Below are 17,938 nucleotides of genomic sequence, written 5' to 3'. Positions count from 1 at the left end.
TCATGAGTACAGACACTCTCATCAAGACCGACCGCTTCACCCTCAGCGACAGCGAGCGCTCGGCCATCGAACATGAAATGCACCACTACGAAGACTCGCGTGCGGCGAGCATCGAAGCGCTGAAGATCGTGCAGAAGGCCCGTGGCTGGGTGCCGGACGGCGCCGCCGATGCCATCGGCACGGTCCTCGGCATTCCCGCCAGCGACGTGGAGGGCGTGGCCACCTTCTACAGCCAGATCTTCCGCCAGCCGGTTGGCCGCCACGTGATCCGCGTGTGCGACAGCATGACCTGCTACATCGGCGGTCACGAGAGCATACTCGAAAGCATCCAGAAGCAGCTCGGCATCGCCCCCGGCCAGACCAGTGCCGACGGTCGTTTCACCCTGCTGCCCGTGTGCTGCCTGGGCAACTGCGACAAGGCTCCGGCGCTGATGATCGACGACGACACCTTCGGCGATGTGCGTGCCGATGGCGTCGCCGCCCTGCTGGAGGCCTACCCATGAGCCGCGCCCTGTCATCCATCGGCCCGATCAACCGCATCGCCCGCGCCGAAGAAAGCCACCCGCTGACCTGGCGCCTGCGCGACGACGGCCAGCCGATCTGGCTCGACGAATACCAGGCGAAGAACGGTTACGCCGCCGCGCGCAAGGCGCTGACCGAAATGGCCCAGGCCGAGATCGTCCAGCAGGTCAAGGACGCCGGCCTCAAGGGCCGTGGCGGCGCCGGCTTCCCCACGGGCGTGAAGTGGGGCCTGATGCCCCAGGACGAATCGCTGAACATCCGCTACCTGCTGTGCAACGCGGACGAAATGGAGCCGAACACCTGGAAGGACCGGCTGCTGATGGAGCAACTGCCGCACCTGCTGGTGGAAGGCATGCTGATCAGCGCCCGCGCGCTCAAGGCCTATCGCGGCTACATCTTCCTGCGTGGCGAATATGTCGACGCGGCGCGCAACCTCAACCGCGCCATCGATGAAGCCAAGGCCGCCGGCCTGCTGGGCAAGAACATCCTCGGCAGCGGCTTCGACTTCGAACTGTTCGTGCACACCGGCGCCGGCCGCTATATCTGCGGCGAAGAAACCGCGCTGATCAACTCGCTGGAAGGGCGCCGCGCCAACCCGCGCGCCAAGCCGCCCTTCCCCGCCGCCGTCGGCGTCTGGGGCAAGCCGACCTGCGTCAACAACGTCGAGACCCTGTGCAACGTGCCCGCCATCGTCGCCCACGGCGTCGACTGGTACAAATCCCTCGCCCGCGAAGGCAGCGACGACCACGGCACCAAGCTGATGGGCTTCTCCGGCAAGGTGAAGAACCCCGGCATCTGGGAGCTGCCCTTCGGTATCACCGCCCGCGAGCTGTTCGAGGACTACGCCGGCGGCATGCGCGACGGCTACCGGCTCAAGGCCTGGCAGCCCGGCGGTGCCGGCACCGGCTTCCTGCTGCCCGAACACCTGGAAGCGCAGATGTACGCCGGCGGTATCGGCAAGGTCGGCACGCGCATGGGCACCGGCCTGGCGCTGGCGGTGGACGACTCGATCAACATGGTGTCGCTGTTGCGCAACATGGAAGAGTTCTTCGCCCGCGAGTCCTGCGGCTGGTGCACGCCATGCCGCGACGGTCTGCCCTGGAGCGTGAAGATGCTGCGCGCCCTGGAGCGCAAGCAAGGCACCCGCGAGGACATCGACACCCTGCTCGGGCTGGTCAACTTCCTCGGCCCAGGCAAGACCTTCTGCGCCCACGCGCCCGGCGCGGTGGAGCCACTGGGCAGTGCGATCAAGTATTTCCGTGAAGAATTCGAGGCCGGTGTGGCAGCAGAGGCGAATACGCCCCGCACCCCGGCCATGGCGGGCTGAAGCCGCCCGTACGACAGGAATTCCCTTAGCCAAGTCCGCCTTCGGGCGGGCAAACGAAGACTGAAGAAATGGCCACTATCCATATAGACGGCAAACAATACGAAGTCGATGGGGCGGACAACCTGCTGCAAGCCTGCCTCTCCCTCGGCCTCGATGTGCCCTACTTCTGCTGGCACCCGGCGCTGGGCAGCGTCGGCGCCTGCCGCCAGTGCGCGGTCAAGCAGTACACGGACGAGAACGACACCCGCGGGCGCCTGGTCATGTCCTGCATGACCCCGGCCACCGACAAGAGCTGGATCTCCATCGAGGACGAGGAAGCCAAGGCGTTCCGCGCCAGCGTCGTCGAGTGGCTGATGACCAACCACCCGCACGACTGCCCGGTGTGCGAGGAAGGCGGCCACTGCCACCTGCAGGACATGACGGTGATGACCGGCCACAACCGCCGTCGCTACCGCTTCAGCAAGCGCACCCACCAGAACCAGGAACTCGGCCCGTTCATTTCCCACGAGATGAACCGCTGCATCGCCTGCTACCGCTGCGTGCGCTACTACAAGGACTACGCCGGCGGCACCGACCTGGGCGTCTACGGTGCCCATGACAACGTCTACTTCGGCCGCGTCGAGGATGGCGTGCTGGAGAGCGAGTTCTCCGGCAACCTGGTCGAGGTCTGCCCCACCGGGGTATTCACCGACAAGACCCACTCCGAGCGCTACAACCGCAAGTGGGACATGCAGTTCGCTCCGAGCATCTGCCATGGCTGCTCCAGCGGCTGCAACATCAGCCCCGGCGAGCGCTATGGCGAAATCCGCCGTATCGAGAACCGCTTCAACGGCTCGGTCAACCACTACTTCCTCTGCGACCGTGGCCGCTTCGGCTATGGCTACGTCAACCGCGAAGACCGTCCGCGCCAGCCGCTGCTGCAACCGAGCGGGGAAAAGATCGGCGTCGACGCCGCTCTCGACCGCGCCAACGAACTGTTCCAGGGCCGCCGCCTGATCGGCATCGGCTCGCCCCGCGCCAGCCTGGAAAGCAACTTCGCCCTGCGCGAACTGGTCGGTGCCGAGCACTTCTACTCGGGTATCGCCGCCAGCGAGCTGTCGGTGCTGAAACGCATCCGCGACGTATTGCGCGACGGCCCGCTGCCGACGCCGTCGATCCGCGAGATCGAAGCCCATGACGCGGTCTTCATCCTCGGTGAAGACCTGACCCAGACCGCCGCCCGCATCGCCCTGGCCGTGCGCCAGGCCGCCCGTGGCAAGGCCACCGAAATCGCTGCCGGGGCGAAGATCCAGGACTGGCACCAGGCCGCTGTGCAGAACGTAGCCCAAGGCGCACTCAACCCGGTATTCATTGCCAGCCTGGCCGCCACCCGCCTCGATGACATCGCCGAGCAGTCGGTACACGCTGCGCCGGACGACCTGGCCCGCCTCGGCTTCGCCGTGGCCCACGCCATCGACGCCGAAGCCCCGGCCGTGGCCGGGCTGGAAAGCGAAGCCGCCCAGCTCGCACAGCGCATCGCCGAAGCCCTGCTGGCTGGCCAGCGCCCGCTGATCGTCGCCGGTGCCTCCCTCGGCAGCCCGGCGCTGATCGAAGCGGCAAGCAACATCTCCAAGGCGCTGAAAAAACACGGCAAGCAAGGCTCCATCAGCCTGGTGGCACCGGAAGCCAACAGCCTGGGGCTGACCCTGCTGCTGGACGACGAACGCCGCGACCACTCCCTGGATGCCGCCCTCGACGCCCTCGCCAGTGCCCAGGCCGATGCCGTACTGGTGCTGGAGAACGACCTCTACCGCCGCGCGCCGCGCAGCCGGGTGGATGCCGCCCTGGACACCGCCAAGGCCGTGGTAGTCGCCGATCACCAGTACACCGAGACCAGCGCCAAGGCCGACCTGCTGCTGCCGGTGGCCAGCTTCGCCGAAGGCGACGGCACCCTGGTCAGCCAGGAAGGCCGTGCACAACGCTTCTTCCAAGTGTTCGAACCGTCCTATTACGACGGCGAAATCCTCATCCGCGAAGGCTGGCGCTGGCTGCATGCACTGCACGCCACCCGCCTCGGCCAACCGCTGGACTGGACCCTGCTCGACCAGGTCACCGAAGCCTGCGCCGCCAGCCAGCCGCTGCTGGCCGGTATCCGCGATGCCGCGCCCAAGGCCGGCTTCCGCATCAAGGGCTTGAAGCTGGCCCGCGAGCCGCACCGCTACAGCGGCCGCACCTCGATGCGCGCCAATATCAGCGTGCACGAGCCGCGCCAGCCACAGGATCAGGACTCGGCCTTCGCCTTCTCCATGGAGGGGTATGCGGGCTCGGTGGAAGACCGCCAGCAGATTCCGTTCGCCTGGTCGCCAGGCTGGAACTCGCCACAGGCCTGGAACAAGTTCCAGGACGAAGTCGGTGGACACCTGCGCGCCGGCGACCCCGGCGTGCGCCTGCTGGAAGCCGCCGACCGGCTGGACTGGTTCGCGGTGCCCGCCGCCGAGGCCAGCCTGCCCGGACAATGGCGCGCGGTGCCGCTGCACCACCTGTTCGGCAGCGAGGAAAACTCGTCGCGGGCAGCGCCGGTGCGCCAGCGTATCCCGCAGAGCTATGCCGCCCTGGGCCGCGAGGACGCCGAACGCCTGCATGTGGACGAAGGCAGCCTGCTGGAGCTGGAGATCGACGGCCAGGCGCTGCGCCTGCCGCTGCATATCCTTGATGACCTGGCACCCGGCCTGGTCGGCCTGCCCCAGGGCTTCGACGGCATTCCCGCCGCCTTCAACGGCGCGCGGGTCACACGCCTGCAGGAGGCAAGCGCATGAGCTGGCTGACACCCGAAGTGATCGACATCATCGTCGCCGTGCTCAAGGCCATCGTCATCATGCTGGTGGTGGTGGTCAGCGGCGCCCTGCTGAGCTTCGTCGAACGGCGCCTGCTGGGTCTCTGGCAGGATCGCTACGGCCCCAACCGGGTCGGCCCGTTCGGCATGTTCCAGCTCGGCGCGGACATGCTGAAGATGTTCTTCAAGGAAGACTGGACGCCGCCCTTCGCCGACAAGCTGATCTTCACCCTGGCGCCGGTGATCGCCATGAGCTCGCTGCTGATCGCCTTCGCCGTGGTGCCGATCACACCGACCTGGGGCGTCGCCGACCTGAACATCGGCCTGCTGTTCTTCTTCGCCATGGCCGGCCTGACGGTCTATGCGGTACTGTTCGCCGGCTGGGCGAGCAACAACAAGTTCGCCCTGCTCGGCAGCCTGCGCGCCTCGGCACAGACGGTGTCCTACGAAGTGTTCCTCGGACTGTCGCTGATGGGCATCGTCGCCCAGGTCGGTTCGTTCAACATGCGCGACATCGTCGAGTACCAGCAACAGAACCTGTGGTTCGTCATCCCGCAGTTCCTCGGCTTCTGCACCTTCCTGATCGCCGGCGTGGCGGTGACCCACCGTCACCCGTTCGACCAACCGGAAGCCGAGCAGGAAATCGCCGACGGCTACCACATCGAATACGCCGGGATGAAATGGGGCATGTTCTTCGTCGGTGAATACATCGGCATCGTGCTGGTGTCCTCGCTGCTGACCACGCTGTTCTTCGGCGGCTGGCACGGACCGTTCCTCGACACCCTGCCCTGGCTGTCGTTCTTCTGGTTCGCGTTGAAGACCGGCGCTTTCATCATGTTCTTCATCCTGCTGCGCGCCTCGCTGCCCAGGCCGCGCTACGACCAGGTGATGGCCTTCGGCTGGAAGTTCTGCCTGCCGCTGACCCTGCTCAACCTGCTGGTGACCGGCGCCCTGGTGCTGGCCGCGGCCCAGTAAGGAGATACGCACATGTTCAAGTACATCGGCGAGGTGCTGCACGGCACCTACACCCAAGTCCGCAGCCTGGCGATGGTGTTTAGCCACGCCTGGCGCAAGCGCGACACCCTGCAATACCCCGAGGAGCAGGTCTACCTGCCGCCGCGCTACCGTGGCCGCATCGTGCTGACCCGTGACCCCGACGGCGACGAGCGCTGCGTGGCCTGCAACCTCTGCGCGGTGGCCTGCCCGGTCGGCTGCATCAGCCTGCAGAAAGCCGAGCGCGAAGATGGCCGCTGGTACCCGGAGTTCTTCCGCATCAACTTCTCGCGCTGCATCTTCTGCGGCCTGTGCGAGGAGGCCTGCCCGACCACCGCGATCCAGCTCACGCCGGACTTCGAACTCGGCGACTACAAGCGCCAGGACCTGGTCTACGAGAAGCAGGACCTGCTGATCTCCGGCCCCGGCAAATACCCGGACTACAACTTCTACCGCGTCTCCGGCATGGCCATCGCCGGCAAGCCCAAGGGCGCCGCGCAGAACGAAGCCGAACCGATCAACGTCAAGGGACTGCTGCCATGAATGCCTTGCCTGTCCTGGCCTGCCCGGCCGCGAGGAGCTGAACATGGAATTCGCCTTCTACTTTTCCTCCGGGGTCGCCGTGGTGTCCACGCTGCGCGTGATCACTGGTACCAACCCGGTACACGCCCTGCTCTACCTGGTGATCTCGCTGCTGGCAGTGGCCATGTGCTTCTTCAGCCTCGGCGCGCCCTTTGCCGGCGCGCTGGAAGTGATCGTCTACGCCGGCGCCATCATGGTGCTGTTCGTGTTCGTGGTGATGATGCTCAACCTAGGCCCGCAGGTGGCCGAGCAGGAGCGCGCCTGGTTGGCACCCGGCGCCTGGACCGGCCCGTCGATCCTCGCCGCGACGCTGCTCGGGCAGTTGCTCTGGGCGCTGTTCGCCGAACCCACCCAGGCCCCGCTGGGGCTGGCCACGGTCGATGCCAAGGCGGTCGGCGTGTCCCTGTTCGGCCCCTACCTGCTGGCGGTGGAGCTGGCCTCGATGCTGCTGCTGGCGGCACTGGTCTCGGCCTACCACCTCGGCCGCCACGAAGCGAAGGACTGACGCCATGCACGCGATTCCAATGGAACACGGCCTCGCCGTCGCCGCCATCCTGTTCTGCCTCGGCCTGGTCGGCCTGATGGTACGGCGCAATATCCTGTTCATGCTGATGAGCCTGGAAATCATGATGAACGCCGCCGGCCTGGCGTTCGTCGTCGCCGGCAGCCGCTGGCAGCAGCCTGACGGCCAGGTGATGTTCATCCTGGTCATCACCCTGGCCGCCGCCGAGGCCGCCATCGGCCTGGCGATCCTGCTGCAACTGTATCGCCGCTTCCACACCCTCGACGTTGACGCCGCCAGCGAGATGAAAGGATGAACCTGTTATTCCTGACCCTGGTCTTTCCCCTGCTCGGCTGGGCGATCCTGGCCTTCTCGCGCGGGCGCCTGTCGGAGAACGCCAGCGCCGCGATCGGCTGTGGCAGCGTCGGCCTGAGCGCCCTGACCGCCGCCTGGGCGATCCACGCGTTCCTCGGCACGCCACCGGAGAACGGCGTGTTCTCCCAGGTGCTCTGGCAGTGGCTGGACGTCGCCGGCCTGCAAGCCACCTTCGGCCTGCACCTGGATGGCCTGTCGGTGACCATGCTCGGCGTGGTCACCGGCGTCGGCTTCCTGATCCACCTGTTCGCCAGTTGGTACATGCGCGGCGAAGCCGGTTACTCGCGCTTCTTCGCCTACACCAACCTGTTCATCTTCAGCATGTTGCTGCTGGTACTCGGCGATAACCTGCTGCTGCTGTACTTCGGCTGGGAAGGCGTGGGGCTGTGTTCCTACCTGCTGATCGGCTTCTACTTCTCCGAACGCAAGAACGGTAACGCGGCGCTCAAGGCCTTTATCGTCACCCGCGTCGGCGACGTGCTGATGGCCTTCGGCCTGTTCATCCTGTTCGTCCAGCTCGGCACCCTGAACATCCAGCAACTGCTGGCACTGGCACCGCAGAAATTCGCCAGCGGCGACCTGTGGATCACCCTGGCGGCCCTGGCGCTGCTCGGCGGCGCGGTCGGCAAGTCGGCGCAACTGCCCCTGCAGACCTGGCTGGCCGACGCCATGGCCGGCCCGACACCGGTCTCGGCACTGATTCACGCGGCGACCATGGTCACCGCCGGTGTCTACCTGATCGCCCGTACCCACGGTCTGTTCCTGCTGGCACCGGACGTGCTGGAGCTGGTTGGTATCGTCGGTGGCGTGACCCTGGTACTGGCCGGCTTCGCCGCGCTGGTACAGACCGACATCAAGCGCATCCTCGCCTACTCGACCATGAGCCAGATCGGCTACATGTTCCTCGCCCTTGGCGTCGGTGCCTGGGACGCGGCGATCTTCCACCTGATGACCCACGCCTTCTTCAAGGCGCTGCTGTTCCTCGCCTCCGGCGCGGTGATCAACGCCTGCCACCACGAGCAGAACATCTTCAAGATGGGCGGGCTGTGGAAGAAACTGCCACTGGCCTACGCCAGCTTCATCGTCGGTGGCTCGGCCCTGGCAGCACTGCCGCTGATCACCGCGGGCTTCTACTCCAAGGACGAGATTCTCTGGGAAGCCTTCGCCAGCGGCCACGCGGGCCTGCTCTACGCCGGCCTGGCGGGTGCCTTCCTGACCTCCATCTACACGTTCCGGCTGATCTTCATCGCCTTCCACGGCGAGCAGAAGACCGAGGCCCACGCCGGCCATGGCCTGGCGCACAACCTGCCGCTGGCCGTACTGATCGTGCTTTCGACCTTCATCGGCGCGTGGATCACCCCACCACTGGCCGACGTGCTGCCGCAGAGCGTTGGCCATGCCGGTGGCGAGGCCAAGCACAGCCTGGAAATCGCCTCCGGCGCCATCGCCCTGGCCGGCATCCTGCTTGCCGCGCTGCTGTTCCTCGGCAAGCGGCGCCTGGTCACGGCCATCGCGCAAAGCGCACCGGGACGCCTGCTCGGCGCCTGGTGGTTCGCCGCCTGGGGCTTCGACTGGCTCTACGACAAGCTGTTCGTACAACCCTACCTGCTGCTCTGCCGGCTGCTCGCGCGTGACCCGATCGACCGCACCATCGGACTGATCCCGCGCCTGGTGCGCGGCGGACACGAACTGAGCCGCAGCAGCGAAACCGGTCAGTTGCGCTGGTATGCCCTGTCCATCGTCGGCGGGGCGGTCTTGCTGCTCGCCATCGTCCTGATCTGACCCCGAGGAACCCAGACCGTGATTCTGCCCTGGTTAATCCTGATTCCTCTTATCGGCGGCCTGCTCTGCCTGCTCGCCGAGCGCTTCGACAACCTGCTGCCACGCTGGATCGCGCTGGCATCCATGGCCGCCCTGCTCGGCAGCAGCCTGTGGCTGTGGGCCACCGGCGACTACAGCCTGGCACCCAGCCCCGGCGATATCGCCTGGGTGGTGGAGTTCAAACGCCCCTGGATCGAACGCTTCGGCATCAACGTGCACCTGGCGCTGGACGGCCTGTCGCTACTGATGATCCTGCTCACCGGGCTGCTCGGACTGCTCTCGGTGCTCTGCTCGTGGAAGGAAATCCAGCGTCATGTGGGCTTCTTCCACCTCAACCTGATGTGGATCCTGGCCGGTGTGGTCGGTGTGTTCCTGGCGCTGGACCTGTTCCTGTTCTTCTTCTTCTGGGAAGTGATGCTGGTGCCGATGTACTTCCTCATCGCGCTCTGGGGCCACAGCTCGGACGACGGCAAGCGCACGCGCATCTACGCCGCCACCAAGTTCTTCATCTTCACCCAGGCCAGCGGCCTGATCATGCTGGTGGCCATCCTCGGCCTGGTGCTGGTCAACTACAACACCACCGGCGTGCTGACCTTCGACTACGAACTGCTGCTCAAGGCGCAGTTGCCGGCCGGTGTGGAATACCTGCTGATGCTCGGTTTCTTCATCGCCTTCGCCGTCAAGCTGCCAGTGGTGCCGGTGCACTCCTGGCTACCGGACGCCCACGCCCAGGCGCCCACCGCCGGCTCGGTGGACCTGGCCGGTATCCTGTTGAAGACCGCCGCCTACGGCCTGCTGCGCTTCGCCCTGCCGCTGTTCCCCGACGCCTCGGCTGAGTTCGCACCGATCGCCATGACGCTGGGCCTGATCGGCATCTTCTACGGCGCCATCCTGGCCTTCGCGCAGACCGACATCAAACGCCTGGTGGCCTACTCCAGCGTGTCGCACATGGGTTTCATCCTGATCGCCATCTACTCCGGCAGCGAACTGGCGCTGCAGGGCGCGGTGGTACAGATGGTCGCCCACGGCCTGTCGGCGGCAGCCCTGTTCATCCTCTGCGGCCAGCTCTACGAGCGCCTGCACACCCGCGACATGCGCGAGATGGGTGGACTCTGGTCACGCCTGCCCTGGCTGCCGGCCCTGAGCCTGTTCTTCGCCGCCGCCTCGCTGGGCCTGCCGGGCACCGGCAACTTCATCGGCGAGTTCCTGATCCTGTTCGGCACCTTCGCCAGCAACCCCTGGATCGTCGTCATCGCTACCTTCGGCCTGGTGTTCTCCTCGGTCTACTCGCTGATCATGGTGCACCGCGCCCACTTCGGCCCGGTCAAGGCCGAAGGCGCCCTGCCAGGGCTGGATGCGCGGGAGCTGAGCATGGTGCTGCTGCTGGCGGTGCTGCTGATCGGCTTGGGGCTGTACCCGCAGACCGTGCTCGACACCTCGCAGGCCGGCATGGCCGGCGTCCAGCAGTGGCTCGCCGCCGCTTTCTCCAACCTCGCCTCGGTTCGGTAGTCGCGTTATGGAATTCACTCTGCAACACTTCATCGCCCTGCTGCCCCTGCTGGTCATCTGTAGCAGCGTCGTCGTGGTCATGCTGGCCATCGCCTGGCGCCGCGACCATGACCGCACCTTCGTCCTCAGCGCCCTCGGCCTCAACCTGGCGCTACTGACCCTGCTGCCGGCGCTCGATGCGGCACCGCTGGAAGTCACGCAACTGCTGCTGATCGACCGCTTCGCGCTGTTCTACAGCGGCCTGCTGCTGGTCGCCACCCTGGCCTGCATGACCCTGGCCCACGCCTACCTAGGCGAAGGCAATGACCGCGCAGGTTTCGCCGGCAACCGCGACGAGCTCTACCTGCTCCTGCTGCTGTCCGCCGCGGGCGGTGTGGTGCTGGTTTCCAGCCAGCACCTGGCCGGGCTGTTCATCGGCCTGGAACTGCTGTCGGTACCGGTCTATGGCCTGGTCGGCTATGCCTTCTTCCACAAGCGCTCGCTGGAAGCCTCGATCAAGTACATGGTGCTGTCCGCCGCTGGCTCGGCCTTCCTGCTGTTCGGCATGGCACTGCTCTATGCCGAAGCCGGCAGCCTCGGTTTCAGCGCCATCGGCGCCAGCCTGGCTGAACGCGGCAGCAGCCCGCTGGTGCAGGCCGGTATCGGCCTGATGCTGATCGGCCTGGGCTTCAAGCTGTCGCTGGTGCCCTTCCACCTGTGGACACCGGACGTCTACGAAGGCGCCCCGGCACCGGTCGCGGCCTTCCTCGCCACCGCCAGCAAGGTCGCGGTATTCGCCGTGCTGCTGCGCCTCTACCAGATGTCGCCTGCAGTACAGGGCGGCTGGCTGAACGAAGGGCTGACGCTGATCGCCATCGCCTCGATCCTGCTCGGCAACCTGCTGGCATTGAACCAGAGCAACCTCAAGCGCCTGCTCGGCTACTCCTCCATCGCTCACCTCGGCTACCTGCTGGTGGCGCTGATCGTCGGCGACGGCCTGGCCGTGGAAACCGCCGGCGTCTATCTGGTCACCTACACCCTGACCAGCCTGGGTGCTTTCGGCGTCATCTCGCTGATGTCCAGCCCGTTCAAGGATCAGGATGCCGATGCGCTCTACACCTATCGCGGACTGTTCTGGCGTCGCCCCTACCTGACCGTGGTGCTGACGCTGATGATGCTGTCGCTGGCCGGCATCCCGCTGACCGCCGGCTTCATCGGCAAGTTCTACGTGATCGCAACCGGCGTCGAAGCCAAGCAGTGGTGGCTGCTTGGCGCACTGATCATCGGCAGCGGTATCGGCCTGTTCTACTACCTGCGGGTGATCGTGACGCTGTACCTGGTCGAACCCGGCCTGCGCCGCCACGACGCACCAATGGACTGGGGCCAGAAGGCCGGTGGCCTGATGCTGCTGGGCGTGGCCGCTCTGGTGCTGTTCATCGGCGTCTACCCGCAACCGCTGCTGTCGCTGGTGCAGGCCTCGGGGCTCTGAGCAGGTCCAGCACGACAGAAACCGAAAGGGCCGCTATGCGGCCCTTTTTCATGGTGGAGCGGATAAACCACCGAATGTATCGAGTGGGTAAAGTTGGCCCTGCCCCGCCTGCGTTTCGGTTAGGTTCTGGACACGGGTTATCCAATCCCTGTCTGCTCTGGAGAACGCACCATGCACCATCATCGAATTGCCATTGCCCTGGGACTGAGCCTGCTCAGCAGCAGCTTGCTGCTCCACGCCGCGCCACAACAGCAACAGCAACAGCAACAGCAAAAAGCCCAACATGGCCAAAACAGCCAGACACACCAACAGGGCAACAAGTCGACACAACAGCAATCAGGCGGCCACAAGCAACAGCAAGGCAAGCAGTCCCAGCAATCCAGCAGGCAAGCGCCGCCAAAGGACTTCAGCCAGGTACATCAGGCCTTCCACGAGCGGCGTACGCAAATAGGCAAAGGCCCGAGTGTCTCCAGCAACGTACAGATCCGCCAGGGCCATCCCATGCCGGCAGGCTACGGCAAGCGCCTGGACGCCAAGGCCCTGCATGGTCTGCCGCAATACGATGGATACGAATGGCGCCGTGTCGGCAGCGATGTCGTGCTGATCGCCATCACCACCGGTATCGTCTACACCATTCTGCAGGGCGTCCTGAACTGAGTGGAACCACGGGGGGCGGACGCCTTGTCAGCCCCCGTACAACGCCGTACTACCAGCCCAGCACCCGCAGGTCCAGCCGCCCATCGTGCATGGGCGGACACCAGAAATAGGCGCCAGTCAGCGGGCGAGTGAACTGGTAAAGCGCATCGACGATGCCATCTTCCTCACCGCTCATCCTGTGCAGTTGCGCCTCGAAGGCATCGAACGACTTGCCGAAGGCGACGAACATCAGGCCAGCCTGGCGTCCCTCCATCCAGGGCATCGAACGCCTCAGCACGAACGCCTCAGGCTCGAAATCCTCCTGGGCGGTACGCTTGACGTGGGCCGACTCCGGCGCATCGTCCAGCTCTTCGTTATCGCTCTTGCGCCGGCCGATGGCATTGTCCTGTTGCGCCGAAGGCATGGCATCGAACGTCGGGAAATCGTGCTGCCACTGCTGCACCGCGACGAAGCTGGAGCCATTCAGCCCTTCCCCTTCGTTCAGCACGAAGGCCGCAGCCAGCGCCGCGTCGCCTTCCGGGTTTTCCGTACCATCCTCATAACCCGTCAGGTCGTGACCATCCTTGTAGCGGAAAACATCCGTGGCGCGTGCCAGCGCCAATCCCGGGGCCAGGTCGCGCACCAGTGCCTGACTGCGTTCGAACAGATCGCCGTGATCCTCGCCACGCAACCATACCCAAAGATCACTGGGCGTCGAGGGCACACGAACCTGCCCGGCCTTGCCCTCGGGAAACACGCGCAAACCAGGCACCGTCTGCTCCAGGGCCACTGCAAGTCCCTGGCCTATGCCCAGAACAGCCTTTTCGCCATCGATATGGCTCCCCAGGCGGTCAAGTGCCTGTGCCAACGCTCCGACCTGGTCGATGCGGAAAAAAAGATGACGCCCCAACGATGGCAACGCGGCATGAATCCCTGCCTGGAACATAGCCTTAATCCCCCTATTGAAAACGGGTGAATGTTAGCGTCTATGGGATTTATCGGCCACTGGCCAAGGCCGTTGTGTGGCCCATGACGGGCATCACCTTCAGGGATCGCGCTTGTCAGGCAATGCCGCCAAATCGAGCAGAGCGGCCTGCCTGGCCTGGGATTGCACGTCGCGCCAGCGCTTGAAGGCTTCCAGCTCGCTGGCCCAGGACCGGGCGACCCACCCCAGCACAGCCAGGTCATCGAGCAGACCGACGCCTGGAATCCAGTCAGGGATGGCATCCAGTGGCGAGACGAAATACAGCAGGCCCGCCACGATGGAGATCAGCGCCTGGCTGCTGATGGCCCGGTAGTCTCCTCGCCACCAGGCGACACATAAAGCCTGCAACAACCCGAGCGTGTCCCTCACACCGGCCAGTCCTTGCCCAGGGGAAGACATCTTGCGCGAGACGGCAATCAGCAATGCCGGCAACCGCCCCGCCGCCAGAAGACGTTTGGCTCGTGGCAGGAAGCGAAGAAAATTCCAGGGTGCTTTCATCTCGAATGATCCGCAGGTCGCGTCAGCTTTGGGGTTCAAGGCTTATCCACAAAACCTGTGGATAACATTGTGAACAGATTATGGATGAGTGCCGCAATCGCCCGCCAGATGCGGCTTTCAGACAGATCGACGCCTTTTTAAACAGATCGATCATTCTCTTTTAAATCAATCACTTACGAAAAAATCAAATCCCTGACCCGTTTCATATTCCTTATACAGCCTCGGCCCTTCGTAAATGTGCATAACAACTACCTGTCAAGAGCCTGTGCAGACTTTTCGACTAGCTGCACGGAGGCATGGTTCATACCGTTCACCAGAAAGTGCCCGGTCTTGCCGGACCTGCCCATGGCGCCATGGGCAGGTCCTCTGGAGTCGTTCAAGACGCCTGTCGCCATGCCCTCACGGTGTCACGGTAAGGCGCTTCTCGTTGCGCTCGAGAATCGAGGCTCCGATGCCTTTCACCTCCAGCAACTCATCGACCGAAGTGAAAGGCCCATGGGCCTCGCGATAATCGACGATGGCCCTGGCCTTGTTCGCCCCGACACCGCTCAATTCACGCGCCAGTGTATCGGCGTCAGCACTGTTGAGGTCGATCATGCTGGCCTGTTCAGTGGCGATCACGCCGCCTGGGCTCGGAGCCGGCGGCTCAGCCTGTGCAGCCAGCGAAAAACAGAAGAGGAAAGTCAGCGCCGTAGCGCGAAGGAAGTATCCGGTCATGGTGAATCCCTGCTCATGGAAAGGTTGTGCGGTACATCCCTGCCCCGCCCCTGCCAATCTAATGAGCCTGGCTTGGCTGTCAAAAGCCTATGCCGGATTCTGTGACGTGATCGACACTATTTCACCGAAAATGGCGCCACATTTTCTATGGCAGCCACCTGAGCCAGCGTGACTAGCCTTTGGCCCGCAGGTTCTGGGAAACATCGGCAGCCGCTATCGTCTGATAGGACTGCACCTTGCGAGCGATCTGGTTGACCTTCTTCGCATAGTTGGGATCAGTCGCATAACCCGCTCGCTGCAATTCACGCATGAAGCTCTCCGAATCGCCGGTTCGGTCGGCCACGCCAACTGCATTGCTGTAGCGATCATTGTTCTGCAGCAGCGCCACGTAATCGTTGAAACTGTGCTCGAAGGAGCTGTAGGCACGGAAGCCGGCCTTTTCCTTCACCGGCGAGCCGTTGACGTACTCGGTGGTCGTCACCTGTGCAGACTCGCCCTTCCAGCCCGTTGACTTGATACCGAACAGGTTGTGGCTGTTGCTGCCATCCTTCTGGCGAATCATCGACTTGCCCCAACCGGTCTCCAGCGCGGCCTGGGCCACCAGATAGCGGGCATCCACGCCCAGTCGCTGGGCCGCCTGCTCAGCCATTGGCAGCATGGTGGCAATGAACTCTTCGGGCGAGTCGAAACGGGTCTTGCTCGGCCCGGTGACGAGCGGTGCTTCCTTGGGTGCCGCGAATGCCGTGGCACTCTCCCACTTCTCACCGGCCAGCGAAGCCTGGGCAGACTGTTGTGTCATGGCCGTGGCGTTCAGCGTACCGGAAACATTGGCGGCAATACGTTGGCTGAGCTTCCCGGGCAACGCCAGCCGACGACGATTGAGCAGATGGGAGTCATCACGGCGCTCCGTCGCAGCCGCACTGCCCGAAACGGAAGCGCTCGCCGACGGCGCCTGGACAGGCGCCGCCTTGTCCGACGCCTCGGAAACCTGTGCAGCCGAGGTCTGGGCAAATGGGTTGGTACGCTCAGCCTGGGTCTGCTTGTTCAACTGCCGTACCAGCACATCGGCGATACCGATACCGCCACCTTCCCGCGACAGGCTGACGGACAGTTGCTGGTCATACATTTCCTGATAGCGCTTGCCAGCCTGACTGTTGAGCGGGTTGTCTTCGGCGATGACATCGGTCGCGGCGCGCATCGACTTGAGCATCTCGTTGAGAAACAGCGACTCGAATTCCTGCGCGACCTTGCGAACGTTCTGCTCGCCATCGCGGTCCTGCCCCACCTTCATTTCGTTCAGGCGATTGAGGTCGGAATAGCTGCCACTGTCGATGCCACGCCCTGCGGAGCCGAATCGTGTATTCATGCTCATCTCCGTCAGATAACGATCAAGTCGGCCTGCAAGGCGCCGGCCTGCTTGAGCGCTTCGAGAATGGCCATCAGGTCGCCAGGCGCTGCGCCAACCTGATTGACCGCACGCACGATCTCATCCAGCGTGGTCCCCGGGCCGAACTTGAACATCGGCTTGGCTTCCTGGTCGGCGCTCACACGAGAATTCGGTACGACGGCCGTCTGCCCTCCGGAAAAGGCGTTTGGCTGGCTGACCTGAGGGTCTTCCGTAATGGTGACGGTCAGGCTGCCGTGGGTCACGGCGGCCGGTTGTACCCTGACGTTCTGCCCGATGACGATGGTACCCGTCCGCGAGTTGATGATGACCTTGGCCACCGCCTGGCCCACTTCGATCTCGAGGTTTTCCAGAATGGCCAGGTAGTCCACACGCTGATTGGGATCGAGCGGCGCGGATACGCTGATCGAGCCGCCGTCGAGCGCCTTGGCGACACCTGGGCCCAACAGCTCATTGATCTGATCGACAACGTTCTTGGCCGTGGTGAAATCCGGGCGATTGAGGTTCAGCGTCAGGCTGTTGCCCTGGTTGAACGCGCTCGGCACCGGCCGCTCGACCGTGGCACCGCCAGGAATACGGCCCGCCGAGGGCACGTTGACCGTGATCCGCGAGCCATCCGCCCCACCTGCATCGAACCCACCCACGACCAGGTTGCCCTGGGCCAGGGCATAGACGTTGCCATCCACCCCCTTGAGCTGGGTCATCAACAGGCTGCCGCCGCGCAGGCTCTTGGCGTTACCGATGGAGGACACCGTGATGTCGATACTCTGGCCGGGCTTGGCGAAGGCCGGCAAGTCGGCATGCACGGAAACGGCGGCGACGTTCTTCAACTGGATGTTGCCGGAGCCGGGCGGCACGATGATGCCGAACTGAGCCAGCATATTGTTGAAGGTCTGAACCGTGAACGGTGTCTGGGTGGTCTGGTCACCACTGCCATTCAAACCCACCACCAGGCCATAACCGACCAGTTGGTTGCTACGCACACCGCTGATGGTAGCGATATCCTTCAGCCGCTCGGCATGCACCGGAGCCGAAGCGAGCATCAGCGCTGCCAGCAAAAGGAAGAATCTCGGCATCTGCTTGCCCTCCATCAGAACGGCCAGAGCGGGCTGAGGAAGAAACGGTCCAGCCAGCCCGGCTGGCTCGCGTCGGCAAAGGCCCCAGTGCCCGAGTAGGTGATCCGTGCATCGGCGATGCGAGTCGAGGAAACGCTGTTGTCCGTCGCAATATCGTCAGCGCGTACAAGGCCTGCGATACGTACCAGCTCATCGCCGGTATTGAGGGTCATCCACTTTTCCCCACGCACAGCCAGGATGCCGTTGGGCAGGACCTCGGAGACAGTCACGGTGATCGAGCCGGACAGGCTGTTGCTCTGCCCCGCCTGACCGGAACCAGAGGTGTCTCGATTGGCCGAGTACTCGGCGCCGATACGGGAAGTCATCGAGTTGACTGCCGATACGTTCCCCCCGAACAGGGAGCCCAGACCTATGTTGGCACTGCTGTCCTTGGACAACTGGGAGTTGGCGTTCTTGCTGGCCTGGGTGCGCTCGTTGAGCGTGATGGTGATGATGTCTCCAACCCTGAAGGCCTTGCGATCGCCGAACAGGTTGCTTTCGAAGCCGGCCTGGTAGATGGCACCGTTGTTCTGCGCAGCCGGCAGCGGTGTACGCGGCAGCACGGGGGAATAATAGGGATCGTTGGGCCGAGGGGCCGGCGCCATGCAGCCCGCGAGCAGCACGACGGAAGACAACGATACGGCACTCAACAGACGACGCATGTTCACCTC

General features: G+C 64.4%; 17 protein-coding genes. 11 read left to right on the top strand and 6 right to left on the bottom strand.

What is annotated here, in order from left to right; all coding sequences use genetic code 11:
* Positions 1–2: 2 nt before the first annotated feature.
* The 11 genes from nuoE (at position 3) to HW090_RS15845 (ending at position 12,568) form a co-directional block, all read left to right on the top strand.
* The gene (gene nuoE / locus HW090_RS15895; protein WP_179114440.1) at positions 3–503 is read left to right on the top strand and encodes an NADH-quinone oxidoreductase subunit NuoE; all 501 of its coding nucleotides are present in this window, start codon (positions 3–5) and stop codon (positions 501–503) included.
* The gene (gene nuoF, locus HW090_RS15890) at positions 500–1,849 is read left to right on the top strand and encodes an NADH-quinone oxidoreductase subunit NuoF (RefSeq protein ID WP_179114439.1); all 1,350 of its coding nucleotides are present in this window, start codon (positions 500–502) and stop codon (positions 1,847–1,849) included. Before nuoE ends, nuoF begins: the two co-directional genes overlap by 4 nt.
* Before the next feature lie 68 nt (positions 1,850–1,917).
* Entirely contained in the window at positions 1,918–4,644 is a 2,727-nt protein-coding gene (nuoG, locus tag HW090_RS15885; protein WP_179114438.1) for an NADH-quinone oxidoreductase subunit NuoG, read from the top strand.
* Positions 4,641–5,636 carry an NADH-quinone oxidoreductase subunit NuoH gene (gene nuoH / locus HW090_RS15880; protein WP_179114437.1) on the top strand — a complete coding sequence of 332 codons (996 nt, stop codon included), beginning with the start codon at positions 4,641–4,643 and terminating at the stop codon, positions 5,634–5,636. The genes nuoG and nuoH overlap by 4 nt, the downstream gene beginning before the upstream one ends.
* A 12-nt stretch (positions 5,637–5,648) precedes the next feature.
* Positions 5,649–6,197: an NADH-quinone oxidoreductase subunit NuoI gene (gene nuoI / locus HW090_RS15875; RefSeq protein ID WP_179114436.1), complete on the top strand. Its 549-nt coding sequence runs from the start codon at positions 5,649–5,651 to the stop codon at positions 6,195–6,197.
* Between the two features lie 43 nt (positions 6,198–6,240).
* On the top strand, positions 6,241–6,741 hold the full coding sequence (nuoJ, locus tag HW090_RS15870; protein ID WP_179114435.1) for an NADH-quinone oxidoreductase subunit J: 501 nt from the start codon (positions 6,241–6,243) through the stop codon (positions 6,739–6,741).
* A 4-nt stretch (positions 6,742–6,745) separates the two neighbouring features.
* Positions 6,746–7,054 (top strand): NADH-quinone oxidoreductase subunit NuoK, encoded by a 309-nt coding sequence (gene nuoK, locus HW090_RS15865; protein ID WP_179114434.1) that lies wholly within the window; start codon positions 6,746–6,748, stop codon positions 7,052–7,054.
* A complete protein-coding gene (gene nuoL / locus HW090_RS15860) occupies positions 7,051–8,895 on the top strand; it encodes an NADH-quinone oxidoreductase subunit L (protein WP_179114433.1) in 1,845 nt (614 codons plus the stop codon). The genes nuoK and nuoL overlap by 4 nt, the downstream gene beginning before the upstream one ends.
* 18 nt (positions 8,896–8,913) lie before the next feature.
* Positions 8,914–10,443, top strand: coding sequence for an NADH-quinone oxidoreductase subunit M (nuoM, locus tag HW090_RS15855; protein WP_179114432.1), 1,530 nt, complete (start codon positions 8,914–8,916; stop codon positions 10,441–10,443).
* Positions 10,444–10,450: 7 nt separating this feature from the next.
* Positions 10,451–11,911 carry an NADH-quinone oxidoreductase subunit NuoN gene (gene nuoN / locus HW090_RS15850; RefSeq protein ID WP_179114431.1) on the top strand — a complete coding sequence of 487 codons (1,461 nt, stop codon included), beginning with the start codon at positions 10,451–10,453 and terminating at the stop codon, positions 11,909–11,911.
* A 171-nt stretch (positions 11,912–12,082) separates the two neighbouring features.
* Positions 12,083–12,568, top strand: a complete 486-nt coding sequence (locus HW090_RS15845) for an anti-virulence regulator CigR family protein (protein ID WP_179114430.1) — start codon at positions 12,083–12,085, stop codon at positions 12,566–12,568.
* 49 nt (positions 12,569–12,617) lie between these two features.
* Here HW090_RS15845 and HW090_RS15840 read toward each other — a convergent pair whose 3' ends face one another.
* From HW090_RS15840 to flgH, 6 genes are all read right to left on the bottom strand, one after another.
* On the bottom strand, positions 12,618–13,493 hold the full coding sequence (locus tag HW090_RS15840; RefSeq protein WP_179114429.1) for a Dyp-type peroxidase: 876 nt from the start codon (positions 13,491–13,493) through the stop codon (positions 12,618–12,620).
* Between the two features lie 99 nt (positions 13,494–13,592).
* Positions 13,593–14,030 (bottom strand): YkvA family protein, encoded by a 438-nt coding sequence (locus HW090_RS15835; RefSeq protein ID WP_179114428.1) that lies wholly within the window; start codon positions 14,028–14,030, stop codon positions 13,593–13,595.
* A gap of 399 nt (positions 14,031–14,429) precedes the next feature.
* The gene (locus HW090_RS15830) at positions 14,430–14,747 is read right to left on the bottom strand and encodes a helix-hairpin-helix domain-containing protein (protein ID WP_179114427.1); all 318 of its coding nucleotides are present in this window, start codon (positions 14,745–14,747) and stop codon (positions 14,430–14,432) included.
* A gap of 172 nt (positions 14,748–14,919) precedes the next feature.
* On the bottom strand, positions 14,920–16,113 hold the full coding sequence (gene flgJ / locus HW090_RS15825; RefSeq protein WP_179114426.1) for a flagellar assembly peptidoglycan hydrolase FlgJ: 1,194 nt from the start codon (positions 16,111–16,113) through the stop codon (positions 14,920–14,922).
* A gap of 11 nt (positions 16,114–16,124) precedes the next feature.
* A complete protein-coding gene (locus tag HW090_RS15820) occupies positions 16,125–17,228 on the bottom strand; it encodes a flagellar basal body P-ring protein FlgI (RefSeq protein WP_179114425.1) in 1,104 nt (367 codons plus the stop codon).
* 14 nt (positions 17,229–17,242) lie between these two features.
* Positions 17,243–17,929 carry a flagellar basal body L-ring protein FlgH gene (gene flgH, locus HW090_RS15815; RefSeq protein ID WP_179114424.1) on the bottom strand — a complete coding sequence of 229 codons (687 nt, stop codon included), beginning with the start codon at positions 17,927–17,929 and terminating at the stop codon, positions 17,243–17,245.
* Positions 17,930–17,938: the final 9 nt, after the last annotated feature.

It is taken from the genome of Pseudomonas sp. ABC1 (assembly GCF_013395055.1).
In the GTDB taxonomy this organism is placed as follows: Bacteria; Pseudomonadota; Gammaproteobacteria; order Pseudomonadales; family Pseudomonadaceae; genus Stutzerimonas.
Note: the sequence above shows the minus strand (reverse complement) of the source record. Positions and strands in the feature narration are given on the sequence as shown.